The sequence below is a fragment of the Aeromonas sp. Lyrl_2 genome (genome assembly GCF_051948815.1).
GTDB lineage: Bacteria > Pseudomonadota > Gammaproteobacteria > Enterobacterales > Aeromonadaceae > Aeromonas > Aeromonas veronii.
Map to the genome: position 1 here is coordinate 229430 of NZ_JAYJLJ010000001.1, position 24124 is coordinate 253553.

The window sequence follows — 24124 nt, forward strand, 5'->3', positions numbered from 1 at the left end:
CTTCCTTAGTTGACCGCAAACTCGATCTCTTGCTGCATACGGCTCGCCTGCGGCTTGCCATCCACCATGGCCGGTTTGAACGTCCACTTGGCGATGGTTTTACGCGCCTCTTTACCGAGGTCATAGCTGCGCGGCTCTTCCTTGACGATCCGCACGTTGCTGACGGTGCCGCGCTCGGTGACGGTGAACTCCACCAGCACCTTGCCGGAGGCCAGACCCGCCAGTGCCGCCTTGCGGGGCATCATGGGCTCGAAGGTTGCCAGCGGAATGGCGCCGTTGTTGCCACCGACGCCGCCACCACCGCCGCCGGTGCTGTAGGCACCCAGCGCGTTGCCACCACCGATATTGACCGGGATGTCGAGCTTGGGCATGTCCATCGGCGAGCTCTCCATCTTCGGCCGATCCGTGCTGGTCACCTCCATCTCGGGAGGCGGTGGCGGACGCTTGGGCGGCGGCGGTTTGGGCAGCTCCCGCTGTTTCTCTTGCAGGGTCTCCTGGGGCTTGAGGCGGATGAAATCGGTCATGGTGACGTCATCCTTCTCCACCAGCTCTCGGTGATCCGGTGTGATCAGCTTGTTCATTCCCAGAAACAGAAAGAACACCACCACACAGGAGACCGCCAACGATATCAGGTATCTCATAGGTCTCTCTCCGGCATCAGCTGCTCTTGTCTGCCGCGATGGAGATGTTCTGGACACCGGCCATGCGGATCTGATCCATGACCTGCACCACCAGACCGGAACGGGATTCGTTATCGGCCTGGATCACCACGGCGCTCTCCGGGTTTTCGGCCCGCAGCCGCTCGATGTTGGCGCGTACCGCCCCCACCTCGACCACCCGCTTGTCGACCCAGACCTGACCGTTTTCGCGCACCGCGACCATGATATTGCCCTTCTTCACCGTCTCGGCCGTGCTGGCACTGGGACGGTTGATCTCGACACCGGACTCCTTGACGAAGGAGGTGGTGACGATGAAGAAGATCAGCATGATGAACACTATGTCCAGCATGGGGGTCAAATCGATAGCCGCCTCGTCAGCACCGCTGTCGCTGTAACGTTTTCTCATAGCAGAAACTCCTTGCTTGTTCTGTGCCCCCGGCAGGCCATGCCTCGCCGGGGGTATGCATCCTGCATCAACCGTGTTTCAGGTTGTCTTCCAGCTTTTGCACCGCCAGTTTGGCCTTGTGATCGAGCTGGTTGACAAAAAACAGGCCGGAAAGGGCGGCGATCATGCCCGCCATGGTCGGTACCGTTGCCTTGGAGATCCCCGATGCCATCGCCCGCGGCGAACCGGTGCCGGTGATGGCCAGGGTGTCAAACACCTGCACCATCCCCACCACGGTCCCAAGCAGCCCCATCAACGGGCAGAGAGCGATCAGCACCTTGATGACCGGCATCCCCTTGTCCACCGCCATGGCAACTCGTGAGACCAGCTCGCGCCGGATCTGCTTGGCAGACCAGGAGAGATGATCGGTGCGGGCCAGCCAGGTGGCCTTGGTCTGTTTCACCTGCTTGGGGTAGACCGCCATGAAGTAGAACCAGCGCTCCAGCAACAGGGCCCACATCATCAGGGTCAGGAAGAACAGGGCGACCAGTACATCGCCCCCCAATCCCAAAAACCGGCGGACCGACTCGACTTCTTCAATCAACCAGAACCACATGGGTGACTCCTTACGCTGCGGCTTTGGAGGCGTGCAGACGTTCCTGATAACGGGCGACGAAACCGGCGCTCTGCTCTTCCAGCACCTGGATCAGACGACGGCTCTGGGTCTGCACAATGGTGTAGAGGAACAGCATGGGCACCGCAACGACCAGACCCTGCATGGTGGTCACCAGCGCCTCGGAGATACCGCCCGCCATCAGCTTGGGATCGCCGGTACCGAACAGGGTGATGGCCTGGAAGGTGGCGATCATCCCCACTACGGTGCCGAGCAGGCCCAGCAGCGGCGCGACGGAAGCGATCAGCTTGATGATGCTGATACCCTTCTCGAACTTGGGCACGTTGCGCAGGATGATCTCGTCGAGCTTGGACTCCAGATCCTCGATGTTGTCACCGCGATGGCTCTGGTAGGCTCCCAGCATGTCACCAATGGGGTTGCCCTTGATGATCTGATCGGATTTCAGCTGCTTGCGCATGGACGAGCCGATCAACGACAGCCGGATACCGCAGAAGATGGCCAGCAGGGTACCGAGCACACCGAGCACCATGATGACGTAACCCACTTCACCACCCTGATCGATCCGCTCCTTGAGAGTCGGTGACTGCACCAGCAGAGAGAGGATCACGCCGCGAGATGGGTCGATAAAGATGGGTTTGACCCCGTCACCGCCCTGTTCAAACTCGGCGATCGGTTCCAGCACCCCCTTGTCAGGTTGACGGGAAAGCTGCTCGAACTTGCCGGTCTCCGGCACGAAGGTGAGGTACTTGCCTTCGGAGACAGTGTTGAACTCACCGATCTGGGTGACCGTCTTCTCGGCCTGGTTGCCTTCGCCGTAGACCACGGTCGCCGGGATCTGGCTCACCTTGCCACCGTCCACCATGCGGCTGAGGGTGGTGGTCCAGAACGCTTCCAGATCGTCGCTGGAGGGGAGCTCTTTACTCTCGGCCAGACGGGTCAGCAGCGCGGTCTGTTCCGGATGCTCGACCCGACGAGCGGAGGCGTTGAAGATCCCCTTGAACTCACCAGCGAACTGACGCAGCACACCAAACATCTCGCCCATGTTGCCGGAACGCTGGCGCAGGGTTTCAGTCAGCTCGGTCAGCTGCTTGTCGTTGGCATCAAAGGTCGCCTTGAGCTGCTCGCCCTTGGCGGTTTCGGCTGCCAGCTCGGCCTTGGCCTTGGCCAGCAGCGCCCCCTGCTCGTTCTTGTCAGCCAGGAAGCGGGCTTCCCGCTCCTTGTTGAGTTGGGATTCGCTCAGGCTGGAGGCCTTGACCTGATTCAGCAGCGCATTGAGATCCACCGGTTTTTCGGCGGCGGTCACCGGCAGGGTGACCAGGGTTGCTCCCGCAATCAGGGAGGCAATCGCAAGTTTGATTCCTTTCATGATGCTTTCTCCGCAGTTTGAACCGGCAGCTTGATCAGAGCGGGAGGCGCCTGCTTCTTGGCGATGCGAAGGCCCTGTTCAACCGCACTGCGATACTCCTGGGGCAACTCTTCCCACTGGCGAGTCTTCTTGTTCCACATCCCGGTTTCATTGCCATCCGGGGATTGATAAAGCAGCGCGATGCGGCCAACCCGCAGGAACTCGTAGGTCTTCTCGCTGCCATCCTTGTCCAGGCTCGCCTTGTAGGATTCGATGGTGCGGCTGAAGCCCTCCTCGATCTGGTAGGCCTCCAGGATCTTGCGGTACTTCTCGGAGATGGTGACATCGGCCCGGTTCATCAGGTCGGTCAGGGCTGCTACGCGGTCCTCGCGCTCGACCTTCTGGAACGGCAGATCCAGCGCCACAAACTGCTCGAGGGAGTCGATCATCTTGAGCATCAGGGGGACGACTTCGGTGCTGGTCTGATCAATCTGGGCGATCTGCTTTTGCATCGACGCCAGCTCGGCACTCTGGGACTCGACCATCTTGCTCACCTGCTCGTTGTAGGTGCGCAGACTGTCGACCTGACGCAGGGCGGCCTTGTACTGGGCCAGTGCGGATTCGGCAGATTCGGCATAGCTGTCGATCTTCTGCTGGGAAACTTTGGATGCGTTGTCGGTGGCGGCTTGAGCGTCCACGGCCTGACTGGCAGTGGCGGCACTCAGACTGAAGCTGGTCAACAAGGCGGCCGAAACCAGGCTGCCAAGGAGCGCTTTCTTCATTGTAATGGTCCTTGTCTTCATAGGATTACCCTATCTCCGTAACTTCCTTGGACGTTGGGCACAGCCGGCCCGACCGGGCCGGCTGAGGTTGTATATCAACAGGGTTGATTAGAACTTCTGGGTGTAGTCGATGTAGTAGACGCGACCGTCGATGCCGTAGAGGTCTTCTTCATAGGTGAAGCCATCGTTGGACAGAGAAGGCCCGCGGTTGAACATGTTCTTCACACCGGTCTGGATCTTGGCATTCCAGCTGGTATCGACCGCGACGTTAAGATTCCAGATGGTGTTGGAAGCGATATGCCCCTCTTCCTTGCCATCCACATAGTCCTGGCTCTGGGAGTCGATATAGTTGGTGCTCAGGTAGGTATCCAGATTCCACAGCTGCGGGAAGTTGGCACCAATCCCGGAGTTGAAGCGGAAGTCGGGTTTGCCATTCCAGCCCTTCTTGTCGACCATTGGGCCGCCAGCAAACAGACCCTCTTCATACTTCAGGATGTAAGTGCTGCCAAAGTCATAGCGCAGGGTGAAGGAGTTGAAGTCGTACTTGTAGTCCGCCTTGAAGTCGATACCACTGGTCTTGAGTTGCCCAAGGTTGACCATACCGGCATAGACCATCTCGACATCGCCGTTGGCATCACGGATGACGTTCGGGTTGCTGCCGGTATTGAGCTCCTGATAGAACTGGGTCTGGGTGGTAGCCAGCTGGATCACGTCATCAATCTTGATGTAGTAGTAATCGAGCGACAGATTCAGATTGTCCAGTGGGTTGTAGGCAGTACCGATAGTGAAGGTGTTGGCGGTCTCTTCCTTCAGGTTCTTGTTGGATTGACGGGTGGTCATGTACTGCTCTTCGGAGCAGTTGGCCACACCATTGGCCTGGCAATAGACATAGTCCTTGGCAAAGTCCGCTGACTGAGCATCAGCCGCGTAGAGATCGTTCAGACCCGGCGCGCGGAAAGACTGGGACCAGGAGGTACGGAACATCAGCTGGTCGAGCGGTTGATAACGCAGACTCGCTTTGGGCGAGAAGGCGCTGCCAAAATCGCTGTACTTGTCATAACGACCCGCCAGGTTCAGCTCGATCTGCTCGGTGATGGGGATCAGGCTCTCGATGTAGGTGGCAAACACATCGCGTACACCACCACCGGAGTTACCGGATGAACCCAGTACGTTACCCGCTTCAGACTGGCTGTCATAGGTATCGGAGTAAACCCAATCGTTATACTCGGCCCCAAGGTACCAGCTGACCGGGCCAGCGGGCAGTTCGCCCATATCCCAACCTACACCGCCGTACCACTGGAAGAAGTCCATCTTGGAATTGCGGCTGGTGGTATAGGAGAGATCCTTGGTCGCCGCATCAGAGAAGCTGCCATTAACAAACTTGCCGGTATTGACCTGAGTTTCCACGGCGGGTGCCAAGACATAACCATTGCCGGTGCTCTGGTTATCTGTTTTGGAATACATGTAACCGGCATTCCATTCCAGATCGCCTACTGCTTCGGTCGGCACCACCCCTTCAAAACCCAGGTTCAGGGTACCAGTCAAGTCAGTCACATCGTTGTCACGGGGACCGACGTTGTTAAAGCGGTAGTAAACGGTCGCAGCCTTGGCGGTGCTGAAGTTGTTGGCAGACAGCACTGCTGCGCTTTCAGGGGTGGAACCATCCACGGTGAAGGCACCAGCAGCTGGCGCGAAACGACCAAAACTGGTGACGCGAGAACCAATCATCTGTGGCACGAAATCCACATTGTCGTTGATATGGTAGCGACCGTTGAGGTAGACGGTGTCACGGGTACGAGAGGCAGTCTTGGCAGCGACTTGAGCAAAGTCGAAACGGCAAGCAGTGCCCTTGGTGACGAAACCGGTGCCGGTACCTTCACAGTCAACCCCATTCAGGGTACGGGTAACCGTCTTGCCGGTAGTGGCATCCACTCCCTTGATATTGCGGCCATAGAGACTCGGAGCAGTTGCCCCCTCTTTCGCCAGATAGTCGCGATCCTTGTAATAGATCTCGTCTTTCACATCGTGCTCGTAGACCATCATCAGGGAGCCTTTCTCACCCGAGATGCCGCTAACGATGGAACCACTCTGCTCGTCCCCCCCCTCTTCGGTCGGTGAACCAATACGTCCCTGGAAAGTCAGCCCTTCGAAACCCTCTTTGAGGATCACGTTGATAACGCCGCCGATGGCATCAGAGCCATAGAGTGCGGAGCCACCATCCAGGTTCACTTCCACCCGCTCAACCGCCGCCATGGGGATGGTATTGAGGTTGATGGCAGTGCCACCCATAGAGGGAGAACCAGCGATACGCTTGCCATTAAGCAGCACCAGCGTGCGATCTTCACCAAGGCCACGCAGCCCTACTGTGGCTTGTGACTGGGCAGAACTACCGGAGGATGGGGAGAAACCACCGAAGGAGTTGTAGGAGGCCTGTTTCAGATAATCGGCCACAGTCTGCTGACCAGACTGTTCAATTTGGGCCTTGCTGACAGAGACAACCGGAGTCGCCCCCTCAACATCAACACGGGAGATACGGGAGCCAGTGACTTTGATTTTCTGCAGTTTTTCGACGTTCTGCCCTTCTTCGGCAGATACGTATGGGGCCGCCGCAAGGCTCGCCAAGGCGAACGCAATCGCAGCAGAGATTCTGCTCTTCCTAAGCATCGCTTATATCCTTCCTGGTTGTTTATTGTTTGCTTCCTGATACCGCCCTCTTTGGAGCGATGTGTAAGGCTTATCAATCTTTGACTAGCGACGTCAATGGAGCAGGGGTATGGCGAAGTCAGGCGTAGAATAAGCGGAGTGTATTAATTTTGACCGGCATAATTAGTGAATAATTCTGCCAAAAACAACTTGCGCAATGTAAAAACATTGTTAAATTGCGTAAATGGCGCTGAATTAAAATTTGATGAACTTATTAGTTAACGTGCTGTCCGTTTATATCTTATTTTGATTTATCGGCATTAATAAGAATAAAACACTAACTTCACGAGGGTTGCACCTGACCGTTCTCATGGGGATAACAGATAAAATTGTCGAGATGACATCGTTTTCCTTCAATTTCACCACACAAACAAAAACATTACAAATCAATAAGTTAAAAACACGTAAAGCTCAAACAAACAGCTGTTTATATTTTTTAAAATAATGTTGAGCAGTAGCGTTTTGTTTTGATTTTCACTTTTCAGATAAAAAACGTCATTTTTCGGTGCTTTTGGTCTCTGCGGGTCATTTGTCCCAGTTTTCCATTTCCTTGTACTTGATTTTTGTTGCAGAGCTTTTACAGTGGCCAAGCGGATTGTCTGCTGTTTGGCAACCAATCCAGCGCGTAATGCCAGGAAGGACAGGCCCGTCACCGGATTTGACTGGCCGCAAAAAAGAACAACAAGGACGAGGTTCCACCATGCTGTCGTATTTCCTACGCCGGATGCTTTTGATCATCCCGACGTTTCTCGGTATCACCCTGCTCGTCTTCACCATCACCCGTTTCGTGCCGGGCGGTCCGGTCGAACGCATGCTGCTGCAAGCCCAGGTTTCCCAGAATGAATCTGGCCGCTCCAGTGGCAGCAAGGGGGCGCAGGCCCTCTCCGATGAACAGATCGAGGAGCTCAAGGCCTTCTATGGGCTCGACAAGCCGATGCTGGTCGCCTACTGGGAGTGGCTGCAGAAGCTGGCGGTGCTGGATCTGGGCGAATCGACCCGCTACTACGAGCCGGTGTGGGATCTCATCAAGGATCGGCTCCCGGTCACCGCCTTCTTCGGGCTGGCGACCTTTCTGCTGAGCTATGCGGTCTCCATTCCGCTGGGGGTGGCGAAGGCGCTCAGGCACAACAGCCGCTTCGATTCGTTGAGCTCCATGCTCATCTACATGGCCTATGCCCTGCCCGCCTACGTGGTGGGGATCTTCCTCATCACCGTCTTCGCCTTCCATCTGGAGTGGCTGCCGATGGGCGGTTTTCCGGGGGATGATTTTGAGTACATGGAGAGCAGCTGGGATCAGATCCGCACCGTCTTTGCCCACGCCCTGCTGCCGCTTATCGCCTACGCCATCGGCGATTTCGCCATCCTCACCATGACCATGAAAAACAGCCTGATGGAGAACCTGTCGGCCGATTATGTGCGTACCGCCGTGGCCAAGGGACTGCCGTTTCGCAAGGCGGTCACCGACCATGCCATGCGCAACAGCCTGATCCCCATCGCCAGCCACCTGGGGTCTGTGCTCACCGTTTTCTTTGGCGGTTCCTTCCTCATCGAGACCATCTTCAACATCGACGGCATCGGCCTGCTCGGTTACGAGGCTATCGTCGAGCGGGATTACCCCACCGTCATGGGCATTCTGGCCATCACCTCCATGCTGATGCTGATTGGCAATATCGTCTCCGATATCTGTGTTGCCCTTGTTGATCCGCGCGTGCGGTTTGGAGACTGACCATGAAGCTCAATCCGGTTACCTTGAAAAAACTCAAGCGCTTCAAGTCGATCAAGCGCGGTTACTACTCCTTCATCATCTTCACCACCCTGGTGCTGCTCTCCCTGCTGGCGGAGCTGCTGGTCAACAGTCGGGCACTGATGGTGAGCTATCAGGGCCAGTTGCACTTCCCCACCTATGGCGATGTGATCCCCGGCCAGCAGTTCGGGCTCGATTACGAGTACGAAACCAACTACCGCCAGCTCAAGGCCAAATTTGCCGCAGAGGGCCAGGGCGACTGGGTGCTGCTGCCGCCGGTGCCCTGGAATCCCTACGAGCAGGATTTCAAGGAGGATGCCTACCCGCCCTACGCCCCCAGCTCGGCCGATCGCCACTTCCTCGGCACCGACACCAGCGGCCGCGACGTGCTAGCGCGACTGGTTTACGGCTTTCGCATCGCCATCGGCTTTGCCTTTATCGCGCTGGCGGCCAGTTACGCCATCGGGGTCACCATCGGCTGCCTGATGGGTTTTCTCGGCGGCCGCTTTGACCTCATCCTGCAACGCTTTATCGAGATCTGGTCCCAGGTGCCGTTTCTCTACGTCATCATGATCCTGGTGTCGCTGGCCAAGCCCAACTTCGGCCTGTTTGTCGCCATCAACGTGCTGTTCGGCTGGATGGGGATCACCTGGTATATGCGCACCCTCACCTACAAGGAACGGGCGCGGGACTATGTGATGGCGGCGCGGGCGCAAGGGGCGACCACCGGGCGGATCATCTTCAACCACATCCTGCCCAACACCCTGATGATGATCGTCACCCTGGCGCCGTTCGCCGTGGTGGGCAATATCTCGACCCTGACGGCACTCGACTATCTGGGCTTCGGGCTGGCACCGCCGACCCCGAGCTGGGGGGAACTGCTCTCCCAGGGCATCAACAATCTGGATGCCATCTGGATCGTCAGCTCGGTGGTGGCAGCGGTGAGTCTGGTGCTGATCATGGTCTCCTTTATCGGCGAGGCAATCCGCGAGGCGTTCGATCCGCGCAAATTTACCCGTTACCAATAAGCCAGCCGATGCCAGCGCATCGGCAGGCGTCGGGTAACGAACAGTGATTAATGAAGGACGGGCCGCCGCCATCGGCGGTCCCGGGAGCAAGGGATAATCCCGTTATCAATCAAGACCCCCAGTGCAGGGGCCAGACCTGGAAGTCAAACATGAAAAATAAAATCAAATGGATAGGTGCTCTCTTTGTGCTGGTAAACGGATCCTGGGTCTGGGCGGCCAGCCTGCCCGCGGATCTCAAATGGGAGACCAACGACACGGATCCTGTGTTCGCCTCCCCCAAGGCGCAGCCGGGCGGCAGCCTCAATATGTTTGTGGAGAGCTTTCCGCTGACGTTCCGCACCGTGGGGCCTGACTCCAACGGATCGTTCCGCTCCTTTATTCTCGATAACCAGTTGCGACTCATCAGCTTCCATCCCAATACCGGCAACCCCATTCCCTCGCTGGCGACCCACTGGGCCATCGCGCCAGACAGCCAGACCGTCTACTTCAAGCTGGATCCCCGCGCCAAATGGTCGGATGGCAAGCCGGTCAATGCTGACGACTACACCTTCGGCTACGAGATGATGCGCTCCAAACACATCAAGGGGCCCTGGTTCAACAACTACTACACCACTGAAGTGGTAGCGGTAGAGAAGATCGATGATCACACCATTATGGTCAAAGCGGGCAACCGCAAGGCCAAGATGGACCTGCTCAACACCACCGAGCTGTGGCCCCAGCCCAAGCACTACTACAAGCTGACCCCCAACTGGGTGAAGCAGTACAACTGGGCCGTGGTGCCCACCACAGGTCCCTACGTGATCAGCGACGTCAAGAAGGGCAAGTCGGTCACCTTCAGCAAGCAGAAGGATTGGTGGGCAAAAGACGATCGCTACAACCAGCACAGATTCAACATCGACACCATCAAGGTGCAGGTGATCCGCGACCACAACATCGCCTTCCGCCACTTCCTGAAAGGGGAGCTCGATACCTTCGAGATGATCCTGCCCAACTGGTGGCATGAAAAAGCGGTCACCCCGGAGTACAAAAAAGGCTACGTGCAGAAGGTAATGGCCATGACCGATACCAAACAGGGCGGTCAGGGGGTGCACCTCAATGTGGCCAACCCCAAGCTGGCGGACGTAAACGTGCGCCTCGGCATCCAGCACGCCTTCAACATCGACAAGATGATCGAGACGGTGCTGCGCGGCGACTATGACAGAGCCACCACCTTTGACTCGGGCTTTGGCGAGTTCACTGACATCACGCTGCCGGAGCGGGCTTATGACATCGACAAGGCGCGGGAGTACTTTGCCAAGGGCGGCTACAACAAGCCGGGGCCGGACGGCATCCTGCAAAATGAGAAGGGTGAGCGGCTGACGCTGGCGCTCACCTACACCAGTCAGGAGCACTCCAAGCGACTGACTGTGCTGAAAGAAGAGGCCAAGAAAGCGGGGCTGGATCTGGAGCTCAATCTGGTGGATGGCGCCACCGGTTTCAAGGTGATGCTGGAGAAGAAACACGAAGCGGCCTGGCTCGGTTGGGGCGGCGGCGGTCTCTATCCGCAGTATTGGGAGTTTTTCCACTCCGCCAACGCCAACAAGCCGCAGACCAACAACCTGTTCAACGTAGCGGACAAGGAGCTGGACGCGCTGATCGACGCCTACAACGTCGAATTCGACATGGACAAACGGGCCAAGCTCTCCCAGCAGATCCAGCAGCGCATCTATGACCTCGCCATCTTCGTGCCCGGGGTGCAGCTCAACTATGTGCGGGCCAGCAGCTGGCGTTATGTGATGCTGCCCGAGGTGCCTGCCACCAAGAACACGCCGGATCTGCTCTACTGGCCGATGGACGGTTATCCTCACAGTAGTGGCGGTCTGCTCTGGCTCGATCCCAAGGTGAAGGAAGAGACCCGCAACGCCAAGGAGGCAGGGGAGGCGCTGGCGCCCATCAACCTGCTCGACAAGACCTATGCACGTCATTGATATTCAGGCCATTGCGAAGGGAGCAGCCGTTATGCCCAACACTCAGGCCCCCATTCTTGACGTACCGGATAACGGGGGGGAGTTCGCCGCTGATAACGGCCAGCACCCAGCTCCAATCCTCGAAGTACGCGATCTCGAGGTGGAGTTCGCCGTCGATGACGGCAAGATCAAGGTGCTCGACGGGGTCAGCGTCAAGGTGGCCCCAGGTCAGACGCTGGGGATCGTCGGCGAGTCCGGCTGTGGCAAGAGCGTTACCTCGCTCGCCATCATGGGGCTATTGCCCAAGCCCCATGGTCAGGTAGTCGCCGGTTCCATCCGCTTTCAGGGGGAGGAGCTGCTGTCGCTTGCGCCAGATCAGATGTACAAGGTGCGCGGCAACCGCATCTCGATGATCTTTCAGGAACCGATGACGGCCCTCAACCCGGTGCAGACGGTGGGGGAGCAGCTGATGGAGGTGTTTCGCCTCCATCGCCCCGAGTATGACAAGGCCCAGCGTAAAGCCGCGGCCATCGCCATGCTGCAGAAGGTGGGGATCCCGGAACCGGCCCAGCGCTTTGCGGTCTATCCCCACAACCTCTCCGGCGGCATGCGCCAGCGAGTGATGATCGCCATGGCGCTCTCCTGCGAGCCAGACCTGCTTATCTGCGACGAGCCGACCACGGCGCTGGATGTCACCATTCAGGCCCAGATCCTCGAACTGATGAAAGAGCTGCAGGCCCAGACCGGGATGGCCATCATCTTTATCACCCACGATCTCGGGGTAGTGGCTGAGCTGTGCGACGAAGTGGTGGTGATGTACGCCGGGCGGGCGGTAGAGCAGGCCGACGTGTTCGAGCTGTTTGACCATCCCCGTCACCCCTATACCCACGGCTTGATGAGCTCGATCCCGCGCCTTGAGGATGAGCCCAAGAGCCTGCTCAAGACCATCAAGGGACAGGTGCCAGCCCTGCACGAGATGCCCGCTGGCTGCCGCTTCTCCAACCGCTGCCCCCATGCGACCGATCTCTGCATCAGCGCCATTCCGGCGGTGGAGCAACTCAATCCGCGCCACCATGTCGCCTGTCACTACTGGAAGGAGTTGACCGTATGAGCACTCTGTTATCGGTCAGGGATCTGAAACAGCACTTCCGGCTGGGAGGCGGGTTCCTGCGCAAGCAATATACGGTTCACGCGGTGGATGGCATCAGCTTCGACCTGAAACAGGGGGAGACGCTGGGGCTGGTGGGTGAGTCGGGCTGCGGCAAGTCCACCCTCGGGCGCAGTCTGCTCAAGCTGTTCGAGCCGACCGCGGGCACCATCACCTTCGAGGGGCGCGATATCACCGCCCTCAGCCCGAAGGAGATGCGCTCCCTGCGTCAGGAGATGCAGATGGTATTTCAGGATCCTGCAGAATCCCTCAACAGCCGCCACACCGTGGGCCAGATCCTGGAGGAGCCCTTTATCATCCACGGTAAAGGCAACACTGAGCAGCGACGCGGCTGGGTGCAGGAGTTGCTGGCAAAAGTGGGCCTGCCGGGCAGTGCGGTGGATCGCTACCCCCACGAGTTTTCCGGCGGTCAGCGCCAGCGGATCGGCATCGCCCGCGCCATCGCCCTCAAGCCCAAGCTGCTGGTGTGCGACGAGGCGGTCTCGGCCCTCGATGTCTCGGTGCAGTCGCAGATTGTCAACCTGCTGCTCAGCCTGCAGCGGGAGATGAACCTCTCCATCATCTTCATCGCCCACGATCTGTCGGTGGTCAAACATATCTCGGATCGCATCGCAGTGATGTATCTGGGACGGATCGTCGAGCTGGCGGATGCCCAGTCGCTCTATCTGGCGCCGCGCCACCCTTACACTCAGGCGCTGATCTCCGCCATTCCGGTGCCGGACCCGCGCAGGCGCAGCCAGCGCATTCTGCTGACCGGCGATGTGCCCTCCCCCATCTCGCCGCCAAGCGGCTGTCACTTCCACCAGCGCTGTCCCCATGCGACCGATCTGTGCAAAAGCAAGGCACCAAGGCTTGAGGCGTGTGATGAGTCCCATCATCAGGTGGCCTGCCACACCCCGCTCGCCGTCGGTAGTCACGCCATCAGCGGCAACGCTATAAGCGGCGACAGCAGGCTGGAGCAGGCGAGCTAGGCGCAGCGAACAAACCCCAGGGTAGAAATAGACGAGGCGGCTATCAGGCCGCCTCGTGCTATCGGGTCACGCTTGTCTTATCGCGTCACGGCTGCCGCTCGTCAGGCAATCTGGTAGCGGCCCGGCTTGTGGTTGAGTGTCAACATCAGATTACAGATGACCGCCGCCACGATGGAGAGCGCCAGAATCCAAGGCTGCACCACGAAAAACGAGGCAACAACAATGGCGCAATCGAGCCCCATCTGCAGCTTGCCCGCCCGGATGCCAAAGCGATCCTGAATAAAGAGCGCCAGAATGTTGAAGCCCCCCAGACTCGACTTGTGGCGAAACATGATGAGCAGCCCCATGCCGATCAGGGTGCCGCCGATCAGCGCCGCATAGAGGGGCTCTATCTTGCCGATCTGCAGCACCCCGTTGAGGTGATCGGTCATGTAGGAGACTGCCGCCACCGAGACAAAGGTGTTGAAGGTAAAACGTGGCCCCATCCGCAGCCATGCCAGCGCGTAGAAGGGCAGGTTGATGCCGAAAAACAGCAGGCCGAAGCTGATACCGGTCACCTTTTGCAGCAACAGCGCCAGCCCGGCAGTCCCGCCGGTGAGCAGGCCAACCTGATGAAACAGAAAGATGCCGAGGGAAACAAAGCCGGCCGCCGTCAGCAGGGCCAGCACATCCTCATAAATAGGATGGGCAGTGCGAATCGAGGTGTTGTCCATAACCTGTATCCAAACGAAGTAAAGAGAGAGTGTCTGTCGCCTGCAGTTGCGGGCGGGCTGCGAGCCCTGTCCACAGGGCTTCGTTATGGGGTCCAGTCTATTTTTTGTGAAAAGGATCACAACAGTCAGGCTGAACGCCCCATTCTGGTGCCTGTCATCTGGCATTGACACTCGCTGCACCAAGATGCAGCATGCCGCGGTTTAAGCGCGCCATCCCCCATTCACAGCACGAGGCACTTTTCATGAAGGTCACCATTTTTGGCACAGGCTATGTCGGGCTGGTGCAGGCCGCCGTTCTGGCCGAGGTGGGCCATCATGTCTGCTGCGTGGATGTGGATGATGAACGGATCGCCGCCCTCAGGCTGGGGCAGATCCCCTTCTATGAGCCGGGGTTGGCCCCGCTGGTCGAGAGCCATCTGGCCAGCGGCCGCCTGAGCTTCACGGTCGATCCCGCCATTGCCGTGGCACACGCCGACCTGCTGCTGATCGCCGTAGGTACACCAGCTGACGAGGATGGCTCGGCCGATCTGCAACATGTGCTGGCGGTGGCCGACACCATAGGCCGACTGATGAGCCGCCCCAAGCTGGTGGTGACCAAGAGCACAGTACCGGTCGGCACAGCGCAGCAAGTAAGGGAACATATTGAGCAGCAGTTGGCTATGCGTGGACGGACCCTCACCTGCGAGGTGGCGGCCAACCCCGAGTTTCTCAAGGAGGGAGCGGCGGTCAACGACTGCATGCGGCCGGATCGCATCATCATCGGCTGTGACAGCGAGCGGGCACTTGAGCAGTTGCGCGCCCTCTACGCCCCCTTCAACCGCAATCACGACCGGATCGTGGTGATGGATCAGCGCAGCGCCGAGCTCACCAAGTACGCCGCCAACGCCATGCTGGCCACCAAGATCTCCTTTATGAACGAGATGGCGGCCCTCGCCGAGCAACTGGGGGCCGATATCGAGGCGGTGCGCCAGGGGATGGGGGCCGATCCCCGCATCGGTTACCACTTTATCTACCCGGGCTGCGGCTACGGCGGCTCCTGCTTCCCCAAAGATATCAAATCGTTGCGCCATACCGCGGCGAGTGTCGGCTGCGACGCCCCGCTTTTAGCGGCGGTCGAGCAGGTCAACCAGCGCCAGCAACAGAAGATGGCGCAAACCCTGCGGACCTGCTTCGGGCCGGATCTGCGCGGCCGCACCTTCGCCCTGTGGGGGCTGGCATTCAAACCCGGCACCGACGATATGCGCGATGCGCCGAGCCGCCCGCTGCTGGCCTCCATCTGGGCTGCCGGTGGCCGGGTGCAGGCCTTTGATCCCAAGGCAATGGGGCGTGCCCGCCAGATCTACGGCCAGCGGCCGGATCTGCTGCTCTGCCCGACTCAGGAAGCGGCACTGGAAGGGGCCGATGCCCTGCTGATCTGCACCGAGTGGCAGGCGTTTCGCGCCCCCGATTTCCAGCAGCTGAAAGCGCTGCTCAACCAGCCTGTCATCATCGATGGCCGCAACCTCTATGAGCCACGCCAGCTCAGCGAACTCGGGTTTGACTATCACGCCATCGGGCGGCCACATCTACCAGCCAAAAAGCAGCCAGCCAATGCGAACTGCAATCCGGAGACCCAGCCATGATCTATCTGGTCACCGGCGTCGCCGGTTTTATCGGTTTTCATGTAGCCAACCAACTGTGCGCCGCAGGTCATCAGGTGGTGGGGCTCGACAACCTCAACGACTACTACGAGGTGAGTCTGAAAGAGGCGCGGCTGGCCCAGCTGGTCAGTTTCCCCCATTTTCACTTCGAGCGGCTGGATCTGGCAGCTCGTGAAGCCATGGCGGCCCTGTTTGCCCGCCATCGCTTCGAGCGGGTGATCCATCTGGGGGCGCAAGCGGGGGTGCGCTACTCAATCGACAATCCGTTCGCCTATGCCGACAGCAACCTCACCGGTATGCTGACGGTGCTGGAGGGGTGTCGTCACCACGGGATTCAGCATCTGCTCTACGCCTCCTCCAGCTCGGTCTATGGCATGGGGGATCAGATGCCCTACTCAACCGCGCAGCAGGTAGATCACCCCGTCTCCCTCTACGCCGCCACCAAGAAGAGCGGCGAGCTGATGGCCCACGCCTACTCGGCGCTCTATGGCCTGCCCACCACAGGGCTGCGCTTCTTTACCGTCTACGGCCCCTGGGGCCGCCCCGACATGGCCATCATCAAGTTCACTCGCGCCATCCTCGCGGGAGAGCCCATCGATGTGTACAACCACGGCGATCTCAGCCGCGACTTCACCTATATCGACGACATCGTCGAGGGGATCCTCGCTGTGGCCGACCAGCCGCCCCGCCCCAATTCCGATTGGCACGCCAGCGAGCAGAGCGCGGCCGAGAGCGCCGCCCCCTACCGCATCCTCAATATCGGCAACGGCCAACCGGTGCGGCTGCTCGATTTTATCGAGGCGCTGGAAAAGGCCATCGGCAAACCCGCCATCAAGCGGATGCTGCCGATGCAGGCAGGTGACATGCACGCCACCTGGGCCGACAGCGAACCGCTACACACCCTCACCGGTCTGCGCCCCGCTACGCCCCTCAAGCAAGGTGTTGCCAAGTTCGTCCGCTGGTATATCGACTACTATCGGCCCGCCCGCTGACGAGCGCGGGTAGCCCCTCGGTCATTGATGAGTTAATCAGATACCACTGATGCCCCGCGGGTTTTAGGATGGCTGAACGCACTGTCTGCGCACCATAGCGAGGATTTGAGATACAATCACAGGAACAGGGTCTGATCGATGGACTGTTCGACCGCCTCAAGCAAGCGCAAGCCAGGGATAGCAAGCGAGACCCACAAGCGGATCAGCTGATCCGCCAGCATCTGGCCCAGCAGCCCGATGCCCCCTACTACATGGCCCAGGCGCTGCTAATTCAGCAGGCAGCCCTTACCCGCCTCAACGAGCGGGTCAAGGAGCTGGAAGCCAGCCAGAGCGCCCCGAGCAGCGGCAGTTTTCTCTCCGGCCTGTTTGGTAGCGAAAGCAGCCCGCCCCCGCGCTTTACGCCGCCACCGGCATCCGCTCCTGCCCAGCCAGCATCCCGTACCAGCTCCTTTTTGGGCGGCGCCCTGCAAACCGCCGCCGGTGTGGCCGGTGGCGTGATGCTGGCCGATATGATCGGCGGACTGTTTCACAACAATCGGCCCGAGGAGATCATCGACATCATAGAGCCAGCGCCCATTGCCAATCCGGTCGATGCAGAACCGGTACGCTGGGACAGCTGGGATTCACCTCCCGATGTTGGCAGCAATTTTCTCGACGACGATAGCCAGAGTGGCGGCTGGGCCGACAGCGACGATAGCAACGGCGGTTTCTTCTGACCGTCAAACCATTACTGGCTCCGCATCTGGCGGGGCCCAACTCGATACGAAACCCATGACTATGGAAAGTGTGATGACACCACGGATCGGCAGCGGCATGACGCGATATACTCAGCGCGCTTCGTGCCACCCGGGAACAACTCCCGACCCCAGGCGCTCTGTCCGTGGCCACGCAACACCCCCATGACGACAAGGAGCCACCTCATGATCCGAACCCTGCTTTTGACCGGTGCCGCCATTGCGGCCTATGCCCTGACCCAGAGCCACTCTCTGCTTCCCCTGCTCAGCCTGCTGGCCCTGCTTTCGCTCTGGGTTGTCAGCGAAATTGGCAGCTTCTATCACACGCTTCCTCCCACGGTGCAGGATGAACAGGAGTATCACCACGACTTCTAACCGGATGAAAAATGGTGTGAAACGGTCGAGATACCGTTAGTTCCATACCGTTTTGTTCTCTGAAATCAACCGGCTATAACAACAGGATCCTCTGGGTTCGTGGCGATAGCAGCCATGTTCCTCTATATCTTCTGTACTCAAACAGGAGATAACCCATGAGGCACATCAGCGAAAACGGACTGTTTTTGCTGCTTTTTTTGTCGTTGTTACTGGCAGGTACGCCGCGGGCGATGGCACAAGGCAGGGATTTCAGACAGGCCCCCAAGGCGCTGACGGCGATCAAGCAGGGTCAAGTGGCCCAGCAACACGGCAATCTGCAAAAAGCCATCGCCTTCTACTGTGTCGCCGCCAGCAGTGGCAACCCAGAGGGATATTTCCGGATCGGCCGCCTGCTCGCCACCGGCCCCGCCTCGGTACGCAGCGCCAGGTTGGCCAACAGTTATCTCGCCATGGCGATGCGCCTGGGCAACCAACAGGCCGCCCGTTACTACAACGCCCGCATCGGCAATGCCCCTATGGGAGAGCGGTGTGGCATCGGGATCCGTGGCGGGCAGGGTGGCTATCTGGCCGGGCTCCCTTCCACCCCCTTCAATGTCGACTCCTGGGTTGCCCGCCAGCCCCCCGCCAAGCAAAAACTGGTCAGCATGCTGCGTCACGCCGCCAAACACCATAAGGTGGATGCCCGGCTGGTACTGGCGATTGCCATCGCCGAATCCAATCTCAACAGCCGCGCCGTTTCACCCAAGAATGCTCAGGGGCTAATGCAGCTGATCCCCGAAACCCAGCAACGGTTCGGGGTAACCCGGCCATTCGATCCAGCCCAGAACATCAAGGGTGGCGTCAGTTATCTCAAATGGCTAGATCGCCGCTTCGATGGCGACTGGGTACTGATCTCGGCAGCCTACAATGCCGGGGAAAAAGCGGTGGAACGCTATGGCGGGATCCCACCCTATGACGAGACGCAGGAGTATGTGAAACGGGTGCTCTACTTCGCTGGCCACAAGCAGCCCTGAGCGGGAGGTCAGGTGCTCGCCCGATCGGAAGGCGGCACACGCCTCTTTCTGCGGCCACTGTGGCGGCCACGCCCCCAATAATCGAAGCCATAGTGGCGGTAGTAGCCAACCAGATTGCTGACCAGAAACAGCCCCTCCATCAGCGCGGCGACCGGTGAGCCCACCAGCAGATTGTTAACCAGCCAGCAGAGGGTACCGAGCAGCATCCAGCGCCGCAAAAGGCGATCATCCGGGCAAAACGCGGCCCGGGTTTGCAGCAGGCTAGCCAGCAGCCCGATCCATGAGATCAGGCCCTGATAGGTCGCCAGCGCCGCCGCACAGGCCAATCCCATGAAAAGCCACATCAAGATGCGGTGAACCAGCCAGATACTCACAACAAAGCGCACGCTGGCCAGCAGCAACAGGCTGGCGGCCGACCACTGCCCGAGCAGGGCAAAGTGACCGGCATTGAGGGCGCAGGAGAGGGCCAGACAGGCCAGGATCCTGCGGCGCGCCCGCAACTGAAACGACAACAGATCGAGCAACAAGGCCAGGCTCACCACCAGCTGCGACCACAGAAACAGCGACATCATCCACTCCTCATCCGTCATTTGGATGGCGCAGCATGAGGGGATGGTCGGAGAGCGGCATTAACCCGTGTTAATGCGCCTGCGGATCCGTGACAGGGTGACCGGAGTGATACCGATATAGTTGGCGAGCTGCACCTGAGTGAGCCGCGCAGGCCAGTGGGGGAAGGTGTGACAGAGCTCCCGATAACGTTCCTCGGGAGAGTGAAGCAGCAAAAACGCCTCCTTGCGCTCCTTGTAACCCAGCTGCTGGCGCAACAAGGCCATGCAGACCGGCTGCCAAGCGGGCTCATCCAGCAGGGCGAGCGGCATCCGCACCACCTGCAGCTCCGTCAGCGCCTCCAGCTGGTAGCGGGCGGGCGACACAGCGAGCCAGCTGTCATAGAGCAGGCAGAGCTCCCCCTCGAAGTAGAACTCCTTGCAGCGCTCCTGTCCGTCCCGGGTGTAGTGGCAGGCGCGAGCGATGCCCGCTTCGATATAGAAGGCAGCTTCCTGCTCTGCCCCTTGCGCCAACAGTGCATAACCGGCGCGCAGTGTCTGCCGTGGCAAGCGCAGGCTGATGGCTTCGCTCAGGGCAGCGTCCAATCCCATTGTGCAGAGAAAGGCGGCCAGTGAGGGGGCTTGAGGAGATGGGTTCATGAGGGCTCCGGAACAAAACGGCAGCCCACATCATGCCCAAATTGCACGGCTGATGCAGCAAGGCGTGACCGCTGCGGCAAAGGGGGGACATAGCCGGGTGCCACCTTTGCCCCCCCTCGTCCGTTGGTTTACAATCGACGGGTTTTTTGGAACCCGGTTGACCTGTGTCGACCTGGCCCCACCACGACATCAGTCTGTTAATGCCATGACATTAACCTGCTGAAAAGGAAGAGAATTAGCCAATGGCTCAATTTATTTACACCATGAACCGGGTCGGCAAGGTAGTGCCGCCCAAGCGTCATATTCTCAAGAACATCTCCTTGAGCTTCTTCCCGGGCGCCAAGATCGGCGTGCTGGGTCTGAACGGCGCCGGTAAATCGACCCTGCTGCGCATCATGGCGGGCATCGACACCGAGATCGAAGGGGAAGCCCGTCCACAGCCCGGCATCAAGATCGGCTACCTGCCGCAGGAGCCGAAGCTGGAGCCGGAGCAGACCGTACGCGAAGCGGTCGAAGAGGCCGTTGGCGAGGTGAAGCGCGCCATGGCCCGCCTGGACGAGGTCTATGCGGCCTACGCCGACCCGGATGCCGATTTTGACAAGCTGGCCCGCGAACAGGGCGAGCTGGAGGCCATTATCCAGGCCCAGGGCGGTCACAACATGGAAAACCAGCTGGAGCGTGCGGCCGATGCCCTGCGCTTGCCGGCCTGGGATGCCAAGATCAAGCACCTCTCCGGTGGTGAGCGCCGCCGTGTGGCACTGTGCCGTCTGCTGCTGGAAAAGCCTGACATGCTGCTGCTGGACGAACCGACCAACCACCTGGATGCGGAATCCGTGGCCTGGCTGGAGCGCTTCCTGCACGACTACGAAGGCACTGTAGTGGCGATCACCCACGACCGTTACTTCCTCGACAACGTGGCAGGCTGGATCCTGGAGCTGGACCGCGGCGAAGGTATCCCGTGGGAAGGCAACTACTCCTCCTGGCTGGAGCAGAAGGACGCCCGTCTGGCGCAGGAAGCCAGTTCCGAAGCGGCCCGTCGCAAGTCCATCGAGAAAGAGCTGGAGTGGGTTCGTCAAAACCCGAAAGGCCGTCAGGCCAAGTCCAAGGCCCGTATGGCTCGCTTCGAAGAACTCAACACCAACGACTACCAGAAGCGCAACGAGACCAACGAGCTGTTCATTCCGCCCGGACCGCGCCTCGGCGACAAGGTGGTGGAAGTGGCCAACCTGCGCAAATCCTACGGTGATCGGGTGCTGATCGACGATCTGTCGTTTGCCATTCCGAAAGGGGCCATCGTCGGCATCATCGGTCCTAACGGTGCCGGTAAGTCGACCCTGTTCCGCATGATGTCGGGTCAGGAGCAGCCGGATTCCGGCGCCATCACCCTGGGTGAAACCGTGGTGCTCGCCTCTGTCGATCAGTTCCGCGACAGCATGGATGACAAGAAGACGGTATTCGAAGAGGTCGCTGACGGTCAGGATATCCTGCGCATCGGCAACTACGAGTTCCCGAGCCGCGCCTATATCGGCCGCTTCAACTTCAAAGGTTCCGACCAGCAGAAGCGGGTTGGCGAACTCTCCGGTGGTGAGCGCGGTCGTCTGCATCTGGCCAAGCTGCTGCAGACCGGCGGCAACGTGCTGCTGCTGGATGAACCGACCAACGATCTGGATATCGAAACCCTGCGCGCCCTCGAGAACGCCCTGCTGGAGTTCCCGGGTTGTGCCATGGTCATCTCCCACGACCGCTGGTTCCTCGACCGTATCGCCACTCACATCCTCGACTATCAGGATGAGGGCAAGATCGAGTTCTTCGAAGGTAACTTTACCGAATACGAAGAGTGGAAGAAGAAGACCTACGGTGCCGAGGCCATCCAGCCGCACCGCGCCAAGTACAAGCGCATCGCCAAGTAAGCTGTCGGTCGGTGCAAGCCGTACCATCGCAGCTGCGACCAGCGTCACAAGGGGAGCTCCGGCTCCCCTTTCTGTTGCCTTTTGGCTTACAATCCAAGACGGATAACATTGCATGGATGTACTGAAATGACCAAAAAACTGACCATCCAGATCCGGGTTGAACCCGGCTGTCTCGGGCCGGATGGCAAGGAACACATCGAAACCTTCTGCGTTGCCGCCGCCAAAATCTTCGAAGCGGTCGAGCCGGAGCTGGTGAGCTGGGTGCTGATCCCCCGTTACGACAAGAAGCTGCCGGAGCAGGAGTTCTTTCTCAACGATCTCAAGCTGAGCGAGGAGCAGGCCAGCCTCTTTCTGCGCCGCTTCGGCCGCGAGCTGGGGGAAGTGCAGGATCAGCTCGATTCGGTGCTGGCCCAGCTGGTGGAGCGCTACTTCAAAACTCTCTGATCTCTGCCCTCTCCGCGCCAAAAAGGTTCTCCGACGAGAACCTTTTTTGTTGGCGAAAAAGCAAACGTTTGATCTTTTGCTCCATTCATTGATCCGCTTCGCAGATCCGGGGTTTGTAAACGGCGTCGCCTGTGTAAAAATGTGCGCGCCGTCACGGTACCAGGACGAGTCTGGTTACTTCTCCACCAGAAACAGGGCCATCACTCCCCCATGAATGGGAGCCCGCTCGCCTGCTGCTTATTTCACGTCACCTATTGGAATCCAACATGAATCAACCACAACAGGCCCCCACACAGGCTGCCGGGCAAGGATTGCTTGAGCGTCTGTTTGCCCTGAAGGGCCATGGCACCAACGCCCGCACCGAACTGATCGCCGGCATCACTACCTTCCTGACCATGGTCTATATCGTGTTCGTCAACCCGCAGATCCTCTCTGCGGCCGGCATGGACACCCAGGCAGTCTTTGTCACCACCTGCCTCATCGCCGGTATCGGCAGCATCCTAATGGGTCTGCTCGCCAACCTGCCCATCGCGCTGGCACCCGCCATGGGCCTCAACGCCTTCTTCGCCTTCGTGGTCGTGGCCGGTATGGGCTACTCCTGGCAAGTGGGTATGGGTACCATCTTCTGGGGCGCCATGGGTCTGTTGATCCTCACCCTGCTGCGGGTGCGTTATTGGCTTATCGGCAACATTCCGCTCACCCTGCGGGTCGGCATCACCGCCGGTATCGGTCTGCTGATCGCCCTGCTCGGCCTGCACAACGCCGGGATCGTGGTGGCCAGCCCCGCGACCATGGTGACCGTGGGCAACCTCACCTCCCTGCCCTGCCTGCTGGGTCTGCTCGGCTTCTTCCTGATCTGCATCTTCTCCGCCCGCGGCGTCCACTCCGCCGTGCTGATCGCCATCGTGGTCACCACGGCGCTGGGCTGGCTGTTTGGCGATGTCACCTTCAAGGGTTTTGTCTCCATGCCCCCCAGCATCGAGCCGGTGTTCGGCCAGCTGGATCTGATGGGATCGCTCGACATCAGCCTCGCCGGGATCATCTTCTCCTTTATGCTGGTCAACCTGTTCGACTCCTCCGGCACCCTGATTGGCGTCACCAACCGCGCCAAGCTGGCTGATGACAAGGGGCACTTCCCGCGCATGAAGCAGGCACTGCTGGTCGATAGCGTGAGCTCGGTCGGCGGTGCCTTTATGGGCACCTCCTCGGTCACCGCCTTCATCGAGAGCAGCTCCGGCGTTGCCGTCGGCGGCCGTACCGGTCTGACTGCCATCGTGGTCGGCATCCTGTTCCTGCTGGCGATCTTCTTCTCTCCGGTCGCCGCCATGGTGCCGGCCTATGCCGCCGCTGGCGCCCTTATCTATGTGGGCGTGCTGATGTGCTCCGAGCTGACCCGGGTGAAGTGGGAAGATCTGACCGAAGCGGTACCGGCCTTCATGACTGCAGTGATGATGCCGTTCAGCTTCTCCATCACCGAGGGGATCGCCGTGGGCTTCATCTCCTACTGCGTGATGAAGGCGGGCACCGGCCGCTGGCGCGAGATCAACCCCTGCGTACTGGTGGTAGCCCTGCTGTTCGTCCTCAAGTTCTTCTGGGTAGACGGTCACTAAGTCAGGCTTTCGCCAACAAAAATGCCAGTCAGCTGACTGGCATTTTTTTATCCCCGATTTGCTATCGGCCTGTGCGCTGGCCATAAAAAAATCCGAAACCAGTGGTTTCGGATTTTTGCTATT

The 24124-nt window shown here is 59.4% G+C and carries 22 protein-coding genes; 13 read left to right on the forward strand and 9 right to left on the reverse strand.

The features are described 5' to 3' along the window. Positions 1 to 5 precede the first annotated feature (5 nt). The 6 genes from VF684_RS01080 to VF684_RS01105 all read right to left on the reverse strand — a co-directional run bounded on the left by VF684_RS01080 (position 6) and on the right by VF684_RS01105 (position 6469). On the reverse strand, positions 6 to 641 hold the full coding sequence (locus VF684_RS01080) for an energy transducer TonB (RefSeq protein WP_376898952.1): 636 nt from the start codon (positions 639 to 641) through the stop codon (positions 6 to 8). A 16-nt stretch (positions 642 to 657) separates the two neighbouring features. Then, complete coding sequence (locus tag VF684_RS01085) at positions 658 to 1065, reverse strand: ExbD/TolR family protein (protein WP_005338933.1); 408 nt, start codon at positions 1063 to 1065, stop codon at positions 658 to 660. A gap of 67 nt (positions 1066 to 1132) precedes the next feature. Beyond that, positions 1133 to 1660, reverse strand: coding sequence for a MotA/TolQ/ExbB proton channel family protein (locus VF684_RS01090; RefSeq protein WP_005338936.1), 528 nt, complete (start codon positions 1658 to 1660; stop codon positions 1133 to 1135). A gap of 10 nt (positions 1661 to 1670) precedes the next feature. Next, positions 1671 to 3044: a MotA/TolQ/ExbB proton channel family protein gene (locus tag VF684_RS01095; RefSeq protein ID WP_107682561.1), complete on the reverse strand. Its 1374-nt coding sequence runs from the start codon at positions 3042 to 3044 to the stop codon at positions 1671 to 1673. Next, on the reverse strand, positions 3041 to 3805 hold the full coding sequence (locus tag VF684_RS01100) for a DUF3450 domain-containing protein (RefSeq protein ID WP_107682562.1): 765 nt from the start codon (positions 3803 to 3805) through the stop codon (positions 3041 to 3043). Before VF684_RS01100 ends, VF684_RS01095 begins: the two co-directional genes overlap by 4 nt. Positions 3806 to 3913: 108 nt before the next feature. Continuing rightward, complete coding sequence (locus VF684_RS01105; RefSeq protein WP_139440555.1) at positions 3914 to 6469, reverse strand: TonB-dependent receptor; 2556 nt, start codon at positions 6467 to 6469, stop codon at positions 3914 to 3916. A 739-nt stretch (positions 6470 to 7208) separates the two neighbouring features. On the opposite strand from VF684_RS01105, the gene VF684_RS01110 reads away from it, so the two are divergent. The 5 genes from VF684_RS01110 (at position 7209) to VF684_RS01130 (ending at position 13365) form a co-directional block, all read left to right on the forward strand. Continuing rightward, complete coding sequence (locus VF684_RS01110) at positions 7209 to 8234, forward strand: ABC transporter permease subunit (protein ID WP_005349436.1); 1026 nt, start codon at positions 7209 to 7211, stop codon at positions 8232 to 8234. Positions 8235 to 8236: 2 nt separating this feature from the next. Then, the gene (locus VF684_RS01115; RefSeq protein ID WP_201911565.1) at positions 8237 to 9280 is read left to right on the forward strand and encodes an ABC transporter permease; all 1044 of its coding nucleotides are present in this window, start codon (positions 8237 to 8239) and stop codon (positions 9278 to 9280) included. 149 nt (positions 9281 to 9429) lie between these two features. Beyond that, positions 9430 to 11247 carry an extracellular solute-binding protein gene (locus tag VF684_RS01120; protein WP_376898957.1) on the forward strand — a complete coding sequence of 606 codons (1818 nt, stop codon included), beginning with the start codon at positions 9430 to 9432 and terminating at the stop codon, positions 11245 to 11247. Positions 11248 to 11278: 31 nt separating this feature from the next. After that, positions 11279 to 12337 carry an ABC transporter ATP-binding protein gene (locus VF684_RS01125; protein WP_376898959.1) on the forward strand — a complete coding sequence of 353 codons (1059 nt, stop codon included), beginning with the start codon at positions 11279 to 11281 and terminating at the stop codon, positions 12335 to 12337. After that, a complete protein-coding gene (locus VF684_RS01130; protein WP_151286946.1) occupies positions 12334 to 13365 on the forward strand; it encodes an ABC transporter ATP-binding protein in 1032 nt (343 codons plus the stop codon). The genes VF684_RS01125 and VF684_RS01130 overlap by 4 nt, the downstream gene beginning before the upstream one ends. A 101-nt stretch (positions 13366 to 13466) precedes the next feature. On the opposite strand, the gene VF684_RS01135 is transcribed toward VF684_RS01130, so the two are convergent. Then, the gene (locus VF684_RS01135) at positions 13467 to 14078 is read right to left on the reverse strand and encodes a YitT family protein (protein WP_376898961.1); all 612 of its coding nucleotides are present in this window, start codon (positions 14076 to 14078) and stop codon (positions 13467 to 13469) included. Between the two features lie 242 nt (positions 14079 to 14320). Between VF684_RS01135 and VF684_RS01140 the strand changes: the two genes are divergently transcribed. The 5 genes from VF684_RS01140 (at position 14321) to VF684_RS01160 (ending at position 18832) form a co-directional block, all read left to right on the forward strand. Continuing rightward, positions 14321 to 15700, forward strand: a complete 1380-nt coding sequence (locus VF684_RS01140) for a UDP-glucose dehydrogenase family protein (protein WP_440173479.1) — start codon at positions 14321 to 14323, stop codon at positions 15698 to 15700. After that, on the forward strand, positions 15697 to 16710 hold the full coding sequence (locus VF684_RS01145; protein WP_376898964.1) for an NAD-dependent epimerase: 1014 nt from the start codon (positions 15697 to 15699) through the stop codon (positions 16708 to 16710). Before VF684_RS01140 ends, VF684_RS01145 begins: the two co-directional genes overlap by 4 nt. Positions 16711 to 16853: 143 nt before the next feature. After that, positions 16854 to 17426 carry a DUF2076 domain-containing protein gene (locus VF684_RS01150; protein WP_376900331.1) on the forward strand — a complete coding sequence of 191 codons (573 nt, stop codon included), beginning with the start codon at positions 16854 to 16856 and terminating at the stop codon, positions 17424 to 17426. Positions 17427 to 17630: 204 nt separating this feature from the next. Further along, positions 17631 to 17819, forward strand: coding sequence for a hypothetical protein (locus tag VF684_RS01155; RefSeq protein WP_111901619.1), 189 nt, complete (start codon positions 17631 to 17633; stop codon positions 17817 to 17819). 155 nt (positions 17820 to 17974) lie between these two features. Continuing rightward, positions 17975 to 18832, forward strand: coding sequence for a lytic transglycosylase domain-containing protein (locus VF684_RS01160; protein WP_376898966.1), 858 nt, complete (start codon positions 17975 to 17977; stop codon positions 18830 to 18832). An 8-nt stretch (positions 18833 to 18840) separates the two neighbouring features. On the opposite strand, the gene VF684_RS01165 is transcribed toward VF684_RS01160, so the two are convergent. Beyond that, positions 18841 to 19404 carry a YgjV family protein gene (locus tag VF684_RS01165; protein ID WP_440173483.1) on the reverse strand — a complete coding sequence of 188 codons (564 nt, stop codon included), beginning with the start codon at positions 19402 to 19404 and terminating at the stop codon, positions 18841 to 18843. A 57-nt stretch (positions 19405 to 19461) separates the two neighbouring features. Beyond that, on the reverse strand, positions 19462 to 20037 hold the full coding sequence (locus VF684_RS01170) for a Crp/Fnr family transcriptional regulator (RefSeq protein ID WP_376898970.1): 576 nt from the start codon (positions 20035 to 20037) through the stop codon (positions 19462 to 19464). 242 nt (positions 20038 to 20279) lie between these two features. Here VF684_RS01170 and ettA point away from each other — a divergent pair, with 242 nt between their 5' ends. From ettA to VF684_RS01185, 3 genes are all read left to right on the forward strand, one after another. Continuing rightward, a complete protein-coding gene (gene ettA / locus VF684_RS01175; protein ID WP_005338959.1) occupies positions 20280 to 21947 on the forward strand; it encodes an energy-dependent translational throttle protein EttA in 1668 nt (555 codons plus the stop codon). Positions 21948 to 22073: 126 nt separating this feature from the next. Continuing rightward, positions 22074 to 22391, forward strand: a complete 318-nt coding sequence (locus tag VF684_RS01180) for a hypothetical protein (RefSeq protein ID WP_005349395.1) — start codon at positions 22074 to 22076, stop codon at positions 22389 to 22391. A gap of 266 nt (positions 22392 to 22657) precedes the next feature. Beyond that, positions 22658 to 24001, forward strand: a complete 1344-nt coding sequence (locus tag VF684_RS01185) for an NCS2 family permease (protein WP_033114095.1) — start codon at positions 22658 to 22660, stop codon at positions 23999 to 24001. Positions 24002 to 24124: the final 123 nt, after the last annotated feature.